The sequence below is a fragment of the Streptosporangium sp. NPDC003464 genome (assembly GCF_053588315.1).
Genome location: NZ_JBSFPS010000023.1, coordinates 21,764 through 34,170, shown reverse-complemented (window position 1 = coordinate 34,170; position 12,407 = coordinate 21,764). Strand labels below are relative to the sequence as shown.

The window sequence follows — 12,407 nt, the reverse complement described above, 5'->3', positions numbered from 1 at the left end:
GGCCCTCATCAGCCGATGATGTCCTCGATGTCGCTGGCGATCGTGTCCGCCTCCGGGCCCACCACCACCTGGACGATGTTGCCCGCGGCCATCACGCCGTGCGCTCCGGCCGCCTTGAGGGCGGCCTGATCGACTCTGGAGGCGTCACGCACCTCGGTGCGGAGCCGGGTGATGCACGGTTCGATCTCGATGATGTTGTCCGCACCACCGAGCCCCGCGATGATCGCGTCGGCGTTGGCCGCCATGTCGCCCTCCAGTCCTCATCGGTCTTTGACCAGGCTAAACGACGCCGAAGGATCAGTCGGTCTGGGTCACCTTGTTGAGACCGCGGGGGGCGTCGGGGTCGATGCCCAGCCGGCGCGCGAGAGCCTCGGTCAGGAGCTGGCCGGGGACGATGAGGCCGAGCGGGGCGACCCACTCGGGGAGGTCGGGACCGTTCAGCGCGGCGGTGGCCACCGAGGAGAGGGCCGTGCCGCCGCCGACGGTGAAGGCCGAGGCCCCGGCGCCGGTGACCCGCTCGGCGAGCGCCACGGTCCCGGCCAGGGTCGGACCCTCGCCGGCCGCGACCAGGATGGCCGGGGTGTCCTCGTCGACCACGGCGATCGGGCCGTGCAGCAGGTCGGCGTAGGACAGGCCCATGGCGTGCAGGTAGCACGCCTCCTTGAGTTTGAGCGCCAGCTCAAGGGCGGTGGAGAAGGCCAGGCCACGGCCGGAGACCACGACGCCCGGCTTGTCGGCCAGGCCCTCGACGATCGCCTCCAGGTCGCCCGGCTCGGCGATCAGCTTCTCCACCGCGTCCGGCACCCGCTGCAGGTCGGCGGGGTCGACGTCGGCGCCCAGGCCGAGGCCGAGCACGGCCAGCGCGGCGAGCTGGGTGGTGTAGGTCTTGGTGGCCGGGACGGCCTTCTCCTCGCCCGCGAGCGTGCACAGCGCGAGGTCGGCGGCCTGGGCGAGGGGGCTCTGCTCGCCGCCGTTGGTGATGGCCACGGTCTTGGCGCCGCAGTCCTTGGCCCAGGCGAGGGTCTCGACGATCTCCTCGGTCCGGCCCGACTGGGAGAGCGCGACGGCCAGGACGCCGTCGAGGTCCAGCTTGCGCTTGTAGGTGGTGGCGATGGAGGGGGCGGCGAGCGTGGACAGCCGGCCCGTGTGCGCTTCAGCCAGATAACGGCCGTAGACTGCGGCATTGTCGGAGGTGCCACGGGCGATGAACAACAGCTGACGGGTCTGCCCGGCGAGCTGCTCCACCTCCCCGACCCTGGGGAGGAGGGCGTCCAGCGTGGCTCGCAACGCAGCAGGCTGCTCGGCGATCTCGCTGCGCATCTTGGTCGTCATCTAGCGCTCATCCTTCGGTTCGGACTGGCGAGATCGGGCCGTTATCGATCCGTCGCCGGTCCGTACATTGACACCCTTTTCCGGCCTGTGGTCTAGTCCGGACTAGACCAGTACGTACCATAACTCATCACTACATCTCAGATCGAGAGGGGAGGATCTCATGGCTCAGATCGATCCCGACAGCCCGGTGCCGAAGTATTTCCAGCTCCGGGAGATCCTGCTCGACCTCATCGAGAACAACGAGCTGGCGATCGGCATGGCGATCCCGTCCGAGCGCGAGCTCTGCCAGCGCTTCGGGCTGTCGCGCATGACCGTACGGCAGGCCGTCGACCACCTGGTCTCCGAGGGCAGGCTGCAGCGCGTCGCGGGCAAGGGCACCTTCGTGGCCCGCCCCAAGATCGAGATGGCCCTCCGGCTGACCTCCTTCAGCGACGAGATGCGCGCCAGGGGCATGGAGCCCGGCTCCCGCGACCTGGACCGCAGGGTGGTCAGGGCCAGCGCGCACCTCGCCCGGGAGCTCGGCATCCAGCCCGGGGACGAGGTGCACTTCATCGAACGGCTGCGCACCGCCGCCGACGAGCCCATGTGCATCGAGCGGGCCCACATCCCGGTCTCCCTCGCGCCCGACCTCGACACCCACGACCTGACGGGCCGCTCCCTCTACGCTCTGCTCGAGACCCGCTACGGCCTGGTGCTCGACGCGGGCGAGCTCACCATCGACGGCGGCATAGCCGACCCCGGAGACGCCGATCTGCTGAAGCTGCCGCGCGGCGGGGCCGTCCTGCTGCTCCAGCGGCGCTCCTTCGCCGGAGGCGTCTGCGCCGAACTCGGGGTCTCCACCTACCGCGCCGACCGCTACCAGCTCCGCACGGTCCTGGAGATACCGGCCCGTCGCTCCTGACTCCCTCCCCCTCCTCCCCTCCCCACCCCCTGGAGGAAAGTCCGATGAGTTCCACCTCAGCGGACGCGGGTCTCCCCGCCCCGTCCCCGGCCGGATCCGCCGTGATGAGCGTGCTCCAGCGGCTGGGACGCTCCCTCATGCTGCCGATCGCGGTCCTGCCGGCCGCGGGCCTGCTCCTCCGGCTCGGGAAGGACGACCTCGTCGGCCGTACCGACAACCCCTTCCTCGACGACGTCGCCCACGTCCTCGAAACCGCGGGCGGCGCGCTCTTCGACAACCTGCCCATCCTGTTCGCGATCGGCGTCGCCATCGGGTTCGCCCGCAAGGCCGACGGCTCCACCGCGCTGGCCGCGCTCGTCGGCTACCTGGTCTTCCACGCCGTCAGCATGACCATGTTCTTCAACCTCTTCGACGACAGGCTCAGAGCCTCCATCTCCAGCCGGCTGTTCGACCCCGCCAACCCGGGCGTCCCGGAGGTGGTGCTCAACCTCGGCGCGCAGAACCCCACCCGGGTGCTCGGCGGCATCGTCATGGGCCTCGTCTCCGCGCTGCTGTGGCAGCGCTACTACCGCACCAAGCTGCCCACCTGGCTGGCCTTCTTCGGCGGACGCCGCCTGGTGCCGATCATCACCGCCTTCGCCGGGCTGGTCCTGGGCGTCCTGTTCGGCGCCGTCTGGCCGATCATCGGCACCTGGCTGCGCGCCTTCGGCACCTGGCTGGCCGAGAACAGCACGGTCGGCGCCGGGGTCTACGGCATGGTCAACCGCGCGCTGCTCCCACTGGGCCTGCACCACATCGTCAACAACGTGGTCTGGACCCAGGTGCCGGAGTGCGTGGTCGACGGCAAGCAGCTCGCCGGCGACCTGGTCTGCTTCAACAACGGCGCCCCGGGCTACGGCGGCTTCGAGGCGGGCCTCTACCCGATCCTCATGTTCGGCCTGCCCGCCGCGGCCGTCGCCATCTGGCGGGCCGCGCCGAAGCACCGCCGCGCCGCGGTCGGCTCGATCATGATCTCCGCCGCGCTCACCGCGTTCCTCACCGGGATCACCGAGCCGATCGAGTTCGCCTTCATCTTCGTCGCCCCGGTCCTGTTCGTGGTGCACATCGTCCTGACCGGCATCTCCCTGGCGATCGCCTCCGCCCTGGGCGCCAAGCTCGCCTTCAGCTTCTCCTCCGGCCTGATCGACCTCGTCCTGTACGGCACCGCCCCCAACGCCCAGGGCGTCCCGATCCTCATCGTGATGGGCCTCGTGTACGCGGCGATCTACTACGCCGTGTTCAGCTTCCTGATCAGGAAGCTGAACATCATGACCCCGGGCCGCGAGCCCGAGCCCGACGTCGACTCCGGCGAGTCCGCCGCGGCGGCCACCGGCCGGGCCTGACCCCGCCCGGCCTCCGGACCGGTGCGGCGACCGGCCCCGGCGCTCCCGTTGTGTATTCACGACGGCGGGTGGTAGATACCAACCATCCCCCTGCAGGACGCGGCACGCAGGGGGTTCGGGATGGGCACGGCAGCCGTAGAACGCGGCCCGTCGATGTGGTCGTCGGTCTTCGCGATACTTCAGCGCATCGGGCGCTCGCTGATGATGCCGATCGCGGTGCTGCCCGCCGCCGGCCTGCTGCTCAGGTTCGGCCAGGAGGACCTGCTCGGCCGGACCGACAACGCCTTCCTCGACCAGGTGGCCGGCGTCTTCGCCGCCGCCGGCGGCGCCCTGTTCGACAACCTGCCGCTGCTGTTCGCGGTCGGCGTCGCGATCGGGTTCGCCCGCAAGGCCGACGGCTCCACCGCGCTCGCCGCGGTGGTCGGCTATCTGGTCTTCGACCGGGTCAGCAGGACCCTGTTCTTCACCGCCGCCCCGGCCTCCGAGGTCTACAAGAAGATCGCGCTGAACGTCGTGGGCCCCGACGGGCGCCCCCTGCCCATGCTCAACCTCGGCGTGCAGAACCCCACCGGCGTCCTGGGCGGGATCGTCATCGGCATCACCGCCGCCCTGCTCTGGCAGCGCTACTACCGGGTCAAGCTCCCCTCCTGGCTCGCCTTCTTCGGCGGGCGGCGGTCCGTCCCGATCGTCACCGCCGTCGCCGCGCTGCTCCTCGGTGTGATCTTCGGTCTGCTCTGGCGGCCGGTCGGCGACTGGCTGGCCCTCGTGGGCGACTGGCTGGCCGCCCACGGCACCGCGGGCGCGGGCGTCTACGGCGTGGCCAACCGCCTGCTCATCCCGATCGGCCTGCACCACTTCCTGAACACGATCGTCTGGTTCACCCTCCCCGAGTGCCAGGCCGGGGTCGAGGGCGCGACCAGGAACGCCTCCGGCGACCTGAACTGCTACTTCGCCGGCCAGGACGGCGCCGGGATCTTCATGACCGGCTTCTTCCCGGTGATGATGTTCGGCCTGCTGGGCGCCGCCATCGCGATGTGGCAGGCGGCTCCGCACGGCAAGCGCGCGACCGTCGGCGGCATCATGCTGTCGGCCGGTCTCACCTCGTTCGTGACCGGCATCACCGAGCCGCTGGAGTTCGCCTTCATCTTCGTGGCGCCCGTGCTGTTCGTGGTGCACGCCCTCCTCACCGGGCTGTCGATGGCCCTGATGGCCGAGCTGGGCGCCCGGCTCGGGTTCACCTTCTCCGGGGGCGCCATCGACATGCTTCTCAACGCGGGCAAGTCCAACACCCACCGGGTCGGCCTGATCATCGTCTTCGGCCTGATCTACGCCGTCGTCTACTACCTGCTGTTCACCGTCCTGATCAGGAGGCTGAACCTGGCCACCCCCGGCCGCGAGCCGGAGGACGCCGATGCCCCGCCTGGCGCCGCCGGGCCTCCCGTCCCCTGAGCGGCGTTTCGGCCGCCCCTCGGAGATCACGGCCCATTCCGGAACCCGCCCTCCCCGGTCGGGGACCGCTCCAGCTTGGGGTCACCTTCTCCGCCTAACCCGGACGAAACAGCGGGGATCACGGGGAAGTTGGCGGCCGATGTATCTGGACAGGGGACCGGAAACTCCTAGATGTGTCAGTTCAGCCGACGAAAACCGGAGTTGCCATGTCCCGTACTTCACGGCCGGTCCCCCTCCCCCGGGTCGCGCCGTCCCCCTCCGCCGAGCCGCCCTACGACGACGAGCGGCCGTCAGGAGACCTCCCGGCCGCCCCGCCGTACGTCCAGGGGGCACTCGCCCTCGCCTACGGGCCCGAGCCGGTCGAGCCTCCCGCCCGGAGCCCGTTGATCTGGGGGCCGCCGGGCGCGGTCCCCGACGAGCGGCGGCTGCGCGCCCTCGGCCAGGCCGTCGCCGAGGTCCTGTCCGGCAGGCGGCCGCCGTCGAGCGTCTCCCCGCACATGACCGGCCGCGCCCACGCCGAGCTGGTCAGGAGCGGGAAGATCATCAATTGCGCGCGGCCGCCGCTGGTCGGCACGGCGCACGTGTCCCAGCCCAAGGACGGGGTCGTGGAGATGTGCGTCCTGGTGCACTGCGGGGACCGGCCGCGCGTGCTGGCCCTGCGGCTGGAGCGTCGGGGTGTGCAGTGGCTGTGCACCGACGTCGAGACGACCCCCTGACCGCTGACCGCACGCCGTACGGCGGTGGCCCGCACGCGGCCGGTGACCGGCACGGCCGGTGACCGCATGCGGGCGGTGATCCCGCGCGGCTGGTGATCCCCGCCTGGCTGGTGACCGCTTGTCCGGCAGGGCGCCGGCGGCCGGTGACGGCGCGTCCGGCGGACGGCAGGAAAGCCGGAGGGCCCGCACGCGGCGTGCGGGCCCTCCGGTCAGCGCTCGGTCAGCGCTCAGACCTCGACGTTCCTGGGGTCGCCGTGGCAGCGCTTGTACTTCTTGCCGGAGCCGCAGGGGCACGGGGCGTTGCGCTCGACGTTGCCGTAGGCGTCGCGCTCGGCCTTGGTGCTGACCCGGGTGTGCTCGATCTCGCCGGCCTCACCGGGCGCGGTGTATTCCAGCTCGGAGGGGCGCTGCGGGCCGCGCAGACCGCGGGCGATGATGGAGCGGGTCTCCGTGATCGCCTCGTCCTCGTGCGCGTGGTCGTGCTCCTCGACGATCGGGTTGGTCTGCACCTCGACCTCGAGGTTGAACAGATAGCCGACCGACTCCTCCTTGATGCCCTCCAGCATCTGGGAGAACATGTCGAAGCCCTCGCGCTGGTATTCGATCAGGGGGTCGCGCTGCGCCATCGCGCGCAGGCCGATGCCCTCCTGGAGGTAGTCCATCTCGTAGAGGTGCTCGCGCCACTTGCGGTCGAGGACCGACAGGATGACCCGGCGCTCCAGCTCCCGCATGGTCTCCGGGCCGAGCTCCTGCTCGCGGCGGTCGTAGGCGGCCATGGCGTCGGCCTTGATCTTCTCGTTGAGGAACTCCGCGGTGAGCTCCTCGCGCCCGCCGCCCTCCTCGACGAGGCCGTCGATGGTGAGGGTGGTCGGGTAGAGCTGGCCGAGCGCCTTCCAGAGCTTGTCGAGGTCCCACTCCTCGGCGAAGCCCTCGGCGGTGGCACCGGCGACGTATTCGTCGACGACGTCGTTGATGAAGCCGCGGATCTGCTCGTGCAGGTCCGCGCCCTCCAGCACCCGGCGGCGCTCGGCGTAGATCACCTTGCGCTGCCGGTTCATGACCTCGTCGTACTTCAGAACGTTCTTGCGGATCTCGAAGTTCTGCTGCTCGACCTGGTGCTGGGCGGAGGCGATGGCCTTGGAGACGATGCCCGACTCGATCGGGACGTCGTCCGGGATGTTCAGCCGCGTCATGATCATCTCGACCCTGGCCGAGTTGAACAGGCGCATGAGGTCGTCCTCGAGCGAGAGGTAGAAGCGCGACTCGCCCGGGTCGCCCTGACGGCCGGAGCGGCCGCGGAGCTGGTTGTCGATGCGCCGCGACTCGTGCCGCTCGGTGCCCAGGACGTAGAGGCCGCCGAGCTCGGTGACCTCGTCGTGCTCGGCCCTCACGGCGTCCTTGGCCTTCTCCAGCGCCTCGCCCCACGCCTTGTCGTACTCGTCGGGAGTCTCGACCGGGTCCAGGCCGCGGTTGCGCAGCTCCACGTCGGCGCGGAAGTCGGGGTTTCCGCCGAGCATGATGTCGGTGCCTCGACCGGCCATGTTGGTGGCGACGGTGACGGCGTGCTTGCGGCCGGCCTCGGCGATGATCGCCGCCTCACGCGCGTGGTTCTTGGCGTTGAGGACCTCGTGCTTGATGCCCTTGCGCTTGAGCTCCTTGGCCAGCCGCTCGGACTTGGCCACGCTCGTGGTGCCGACCAGGACCGGCTGGCCCCTGTCGTAGCGCTCCTTGATGTCCTCGACACAGGCCAGGAACTTGGCGTCCTCGGTCTTGTAGACCACGTCGGCCTGGTCCTTGCGGATCATCGGCCGGTTCGTCGGGATCGGGACGACGCCGAGCTTGTAGGTCTGGTGGAACTCGTTGGCCTCGGTGGCCGCGGTGCCGGTCATGCCGGAGAGGGTGGTGTAGAGGCGGAAGTAGTTCTGGAGGGTGATCGTGGCGAGAGTCTGGTTCTCGTCCTTGATCTTCACCCCCTCCTTCGCCTCGATGGCCTGGTGCATGCCCTCGTTGTAGCGGCGGCCGTGCAGGACTCGACCGGTGAACTCGTCGACGATCAGGACCTCGCCGTCGGTGACGATGTAGTCCTTGTCCTTCTTGTAGAGCTCCTTGGCCTTCAACGCGTTGTTGAGGAAGCCGACCAGGTGGGTGTGCTCGGGCTTGTAGAGGTTGTCGATGCCGAGCCAGTCCTCGACCTTCTCCACGCCGGACTCGAAGATGCCGACGGTGCGCTTCTTCTCGTCGACGGCGTAGTCTCCGGTGTTCTCCTCGCCGTCCTTGCCCTCGGTGCCCCTGCGGAGCCGGGGGACGATCTTGGCGAACTCGGCGTACCACTTGCCGGACTGCTCGCCGGGGCCGGAGATGATCAGCGGCGTCCTGGCCTCGTCGATGAGGATCGAGTCGACCTCGTCGACGAGCCCGAAGTTGTGGCCGCGCTGGACGCACTCCTCCAGCGACCAGGCCATGTTGTCGCGCAGGTAGTCGAAGCCGAACTCGTTGTTCGTGCCGTAGGTGATGTCGGCGTTGTACTGCTTGCGACGCTCCTCGGGCGGCATGTTCGCCAGGATCACGCCGACCTCGAGACCGAGGAAACGGTGGATGCGGCCCGTCTCCTCGGCGTCGCGCTTGGCGAGGTAGTCGTTGGTCGTGATGACGTGGACGCCCTTGCCGGAGATGGCGTTGAGGTAGGCGGGGAGCGCGCAGGTGAGGGTCTTGCCCTCACCGGTGCGCATCTCGGAGATGTTGCCCATGTGCAGGTTGGCCCCGCCCATGATCTGCACGTCGAAGAGGCGCTTGCCCAGCACACGGCGGGAGGCCTCACGGACGGTGGCGAAGGCTTCGGGAAGCAGGTCGTCGAGCGACTCGCCGTCGGCATGACGCTGCTTGTAGTCAGCGGTCAGTGCGCGGAGTTCGGCGTCGGTCAGGCTCTTGAAGTCGTCCTCAATGGAGTTGACCTGTTCGGCGATCCGCTTGAGCTTACGCAGAAGCTTGCCTTCGCCTGCGCGAAGAATCTTATCGAGAAAGGCTGGCACTTTAGGTAAAGCTCCTCGCAGGTCTTCCGTGGCCGGACCGGCCCGGATGAGGACGAGACACGGTTCTCCGCTGCCATCGTAGGCGGTTCTACCACCAGACACAGCCACCCTGAAAGACGCTCTTCGCGTCCGGGGAGTTCCCCGCGCCCTTTTCATTGGGAGTAGTAGCCAGCCTAAAGGGTATGCCCGTTTGCGCATACGTAGGGCGAAGACGCATCCTACGGGCGCGTCGCGCCCCGGGGGGACCCGGGGGACCTGGAAAGACGCCGCCCCGGCCGGCCGTGACCGCGGTCGCGCCGGGCTCCGCCGCCGACGGAACCACCCCTTTTGCCCTTCGCCCTTCGCCCTTCGCCCCTCGCTCCGATCCGCGGGCGGCCGCCGGCCGGATGGGCGCGGCGCGCGCGCCGGCCCCCGACTCCGTAGCGCTGGCCCCCGACTCCGTAACAGCGGGCCCGCGCCCCCCGAATAACACCGGCGTAGCTACTTTGTCGGTGTTTAGCGCTAACCTCGGCGTCATGCTGACGTTCCGCCCCCTTCCCGGCTCCTCCGGGGGCCGACCATGACGGTCACGCCCTCAGCCGAGACGGTCACGCTCTCCGCCGACGAGGCACGCCGGATCATCCTCCGCGCCCAGGACCTCCTCGGCTCCGACGCCCGACGTGGCGGTGCCCCCGCCACCCTGCGACGGCTGGGAGCCGTCCAGCTCGACACGATCTCCGTCCTGGCCCGCTCCCACGAGCTCGTCGCCTATGCCCGCCTCGGCGCCGTCGGCAGGCAGAAGGTCGAGCGCGCCTACTGGGACGACCCGGCCCAGGCCTTCGAATACTGGTGCCACGCCGCCTGTGTCCTGCCGATCGACGACTGGCCCCTCTACGCCTTCCGGCGCCGGTATTTCCGCGACAGGAAATACCGCTGGCACGAGCTGCCCGACAGCGTCGACAAGGTGCTTGAGAAGGTGCGCGAGAGCGGCCCCATCACCACCGCCGACATCGGCGGGGCCAAGAACGGCGGGCCGTGGTGGGACTGGTCCGACTCGAAGATCGCCATCGAGTGGCTGCTCGACACCGGCACGGTCGTCTGCACCCGGCGCGTCGGCTGGCGTCGTGTCTACGACCTGGCCGAACGCGCGGTCCCCGAGCACCTCCTGGCCGAGGACCTCACCGACGCCGAGTGCGTCACCCGCCTCACCGGGATCGCCGGCCGCGCCCTCGGCGTGGCCACGCGGGCCGACCTGGTCGACTTCCTCCGCCTCAGGCCCGCCGCGGCCGCCCTCCTGGACGGCGCGCTGCGCGACGGCGGCGCGGGCCTCGTCCCGGTCCGGGTCTCCGGCTGGCCCGACCGCTCGGCGGACGCGTGGGCCGACCCCGCCGCACTGGAGACCGAGCCACGGGGCCGCCACCGCACGACCCTGCTGTCGCCGTTCGACTCCCTCGTCTGGGACCGCGCCCGGACCGCACGCGTTTTCGGCTTCAACCACCGCCTTGAGGCATACGTCCCCAAGGAGAAGCGCGTCCATGGCTATTTCACGATGCCCGTGCTGGCCGGAGGCCGGCTGATCGGCCGGGTCGACCCCGCCCGCGAGGGCTCGACTCTGGTCGGGCGCCAGGTCAGCCTCGAACCCGGGGTCAACCAGCGCAAGGGCGCCGAGGCGCTGGCCGGGGCGCTGTGGGAGGCCGCGAGCTGGGTCGGCTGCGACGACGTCCGTGTCGACCGCGTCGACGCGCACCTGTCGGCGCCTCTCCAGCACGCGCTGATCCGCTGATCCGCGAGATCGCGGGGCTACGGCCCTAGGGCTCCGTGGACCTGCGGAGCCACGGCCCTGCGGGTCCGCGAGCCGGCCGGTCCGCAGGGCCGTAGCTCCGCAGACGCTGGCTCCGCGGCCGCCGGGTCCGCGGGCGCGGCGCCCCTCGCCGGGGCGCCGCATCCGGCGCGTCAGGTGATCTCGAGCATCCGCTCGCGGACCGCGTAGACCACCGCCTCCATCCGGGAATGGAGCTGGAGCTTGTCCAGGATGTTGCGGACGTGGTTCTTGACGGTGTTCTCGGAGATGAACAGCTGCTTGGCGATCTCGCGGTTGTTCATGCCCTTGGCCACCAGGCGGAGCACCTCCATCTCCCGTTCGGTCAGACGGGGGACGGGGAGCTGGGGCGGCCGCTCGGCCTCCTTGCGGCTCATGTTCGCGAACTCGGTGATGAGCTTGGCGGCCATCGCCGGATTGATCAGCGACTGCCCCTCGTGGACGCCGCGCACGGCCTCGGGGACCTCGTCGAGCTGCACGTTCTTCAGCAGGTAGCCGGTGGCACCCGCCTTGATCGCCTCGAAGAGGTCCTCCTCCTCGTCGCTCACCGTCAGCATTATGATCCGCGTGCTCGGCACCGAGGCCTTGATCTCGCGAGCGGCCTCGATGCCGCTCCGGCGGGGCATCCGGACGTCCATGAGCATGACATCCGGGGTGAGGCGGTCGGCGAGCTCGACCGCCTCCTGGCCGTCGCTCGCCTCGCCCACCACCTCGATGTCCGCCTCGGCGGCCAGGGCCATTTCCAGGCTGCGCCGGATCAGCGCGTGATCATCGACGATCAGCACACGGATCGGGTCACCACTCCTGGTAGAGCGGGCCGTCTCGTCGGGTTCCGTCACGCCTCCTCCTCGGGGGGCCAGAGCCGTTGGACCGCCATGATTACACGGGTTCCGGGGTCCTCGGGTTGGGCGGAGAGGATCTTCGAACGCGTCCGTCAGGGTTCGACGAGCCGCAGCACGCCGTAGTTGTAGCCCTGTCGCAGGTATACGACGCTGGGCAGGCCGCTCTCCTTGTCACGGAACAGGTAGAAGTCGTGCCCCACCAGCTCCATCTCAAGCAGTGCCTGGTCGATGGTCATCGGGTCGGCCCGGTGGGTCTTCTCCCGGACCACCAGCGGCCCGTCACCCTCCATGTGGATCGGGACGATGGCCCTGTCGTCGGAGAGGTCGGCGGCGGGGCCGGCCTCGACCTCCGGCTCGGGCTCCTCACTCGGCCGCGAGGGTATGGCCTCCAGGGTCTCCGCGAGGGCGGTGGCGGCCAGTTCGGCCAGGGAGGGGGGGCAGTGGTTGCCGTGGTGGATCTTGCGTCGGTCAGCGAGGCGCCGGAGTCTTCCCTCAAGCTTCCCGAGTGCTATGTCGAGTGCGGCGAAGCGGTCGTCGGCCGTGGCCTCGGCCCGGACGGCGGGACCGCGGGAGTGGATGGTGAGCTCGACCCGCTCGCGCTGTCCGGTGATCCGGGGATTGCTCTCCTTGGTCACCTCCACATCGACGCTTATGAGCTTGTGGTCCAGACGCTCGATCCTGGCCAGCTTGGTAGTCACGTGGTCGCGGAATCGGTCACTCACTCCGGTGTGCCGACCCTTGACGATGATGTCCATGCACGGACCCCCTTCGAACCTCGACGGTGGTACTGCTGCGGCACCCGCTCGGCCGACCTGGTCTTCGTCCCCACATCCGCCTGCTGAGGGTTTCGCAGCTCTTTGCCACTACATGCCCTTCTCTTCTGGCGAGGAACATCTGGCTCCTCGGGAAGGCAGGACTTACCTCTAAGCCGCACCGTGATCGATCGACAAAGAGTCGT

10 protein-coding genes are annotated in these 12,407 nt (G+C 69.7%); 5 read left to right on the top strand and 5 right to left on the bottom strand.

What is annotated here, in order from left to right; all coding sequences use genetic code 11:
- Window positions 1-8: 8 nt before the first annotated feature.
- Both ACWDS7_RS08045 and ACWDS7_RS08040 read right to left on the bottom strand, forming a co-directional pair.
- Window positions 9-245, bottom strand: a complete 237-nt coding sequence (locus ACWDS7_RS08045) for a PTS glucose/sucrose transporter subunit IIB (protein WP_306858995.1) — start codon at window positions 243-245, stop codon at window positions 9-11.
- A 52-nt stretch (window positions 246-297) separates the two neighbouring features.
- The gene (locus tag ACWDS7_RS08040; protein ID WP_306858997.1) at window positions 298-1,332 is read right to left on the bottom strand and encodes an SIS domain-containing protein; all 1,035 of its coding nucleotides are present in this window, start codon (window positions 1,330-1,332) and stop codon (window positions 298-300) included.
- 160 nt (window positions 1,333-1,492) lie between these two features.
- Here ACWDS7_RS08040 and ACWDS7_RS08035 point away from each other — a divergent pair, with 160 nt between their 5' ends.
- The 4 genes from ACWDS7_RS08035 (at window position 1,493) to ACWDS7_RS08020 (ending at window position 5,780) form a co-directional block, all read left to right on the top strand.
- Complete coding sequence (locus ACWDS7_RS08035) at window positions 1,493-2,233, top strand: GntR family transcriptional regulator (RefSeq protein ID WP_306858999.1); 741 nt, start codon at window positions 1,493-1,495, stop codon at window positions 2,231-2,233.
- Window positions 2,234-2,277: 44 nt separating this feature from the next.
- On the top strand, window positions 2,278-3,615 hold the full coding sequence (locus ACWDS7_RS08030; protein WP_451928641.1) for a PTS transporter subunit EIIC: 1,338 nt from the start codon (window positions 2,278-2,280) through the stop codon (window positions 3,613-3,615).
- A 120-nt stretch (window positions 3,616-3,735) separates the two neighbouring features.
- Complete coding sequence (locus ACWDS7_RS08025; RefSeq protein WP_451928640.1) at window positions 3,736-5,064, top strand: PTS transporter subunit EIIC; 1,329 nt, start codon at window positions 3,736-3,738, stop codon at window positions 5,062-5,064.
- 206 nt (window positions 5,065-5,270) lie between these two features.
- The gene (locus ACWDS7_RS08020; protein ID WP_451928639.1) at window positions 5,271-5,780 is read left to right on the top strand and encodes an Rv3235 family protein; all 510 of its coding nucleotides are present in this window, start codon (window positions 5,271-5,273) and stop codon (window positions 5,778-5,780) included.
- Between the two features lie 227 nt (window positions 5,781-6,007).
- Here the strand turns inward: ACWDS7_RS08020 and secA are convergent, their stop codons facing one another.
- The gene (secA, locus tag ACWDS7_RS08015; RefSeq protein ID WP_451928638.1) at window positions 6,008-8,809 is read right to left on the bottom strand and encodes a preprotein translocase subunit SecA; all 2,802 of its coding nucleotides are present in this window, start codon (window positions 8,807-8,809) and stop codon (window positions 6,008-6,010) included.
- A gap of 559 nt (window positions 8,810-9,368) precedes the next feature.
- Here secA and ACWDS7_RS08010 point away from each other — a divergent pair.
- On the top strand, window positions 9,369-10,571 hold the full coding sequence (locus tag ACWDS7_RS08010; protein ID WP_451928637.1) for a winged helix-turn-helix domain-containing protein: 1,203 nt from the start codon (window positions 9,369-9,371) through the stop codon (window positions 10,569-10,571).
- A 170-nt stretch (window positions 10,572-10,741) separates the two neighbouring features.
- Here the strand turns inward: ACWDS7_RS08010 and ACWDS7_RS08005 are convergent, their stop codons facing one another.
- Together ACWDS7_RS08005 and hpf are read right to left on the bottom strand one after the other, a co-directional pair.
- Window positions 10,742-11,446: a response regulator gene (locus ACWDS7_RS08005; RefSeq protein ID WP_306859009.1), complete on the bottom strand. Its 705-nt coding sequence runs from the start codon at window positions 11,444-11,446 to the stop codon at window positions 10,742-10,744.
- A 95-nt stretch (window positions 11,447-11,541) separates the two neighbouring features.
- Complete coding sequence (gene hpf / locus ACWDS7_RS08000) at window positions 11,542-12,204, bottom strand: ribosome hibernation-promoting factor, HPF/YfiA family (RefSeq protein ID WP_306859011.1); 663 nt, start codon at window positions 12,202-12,204, stop codon at window positions 11,542-11,544.
- Window positions 12,205-12,407: the final 203 nt, after the last annotated feature.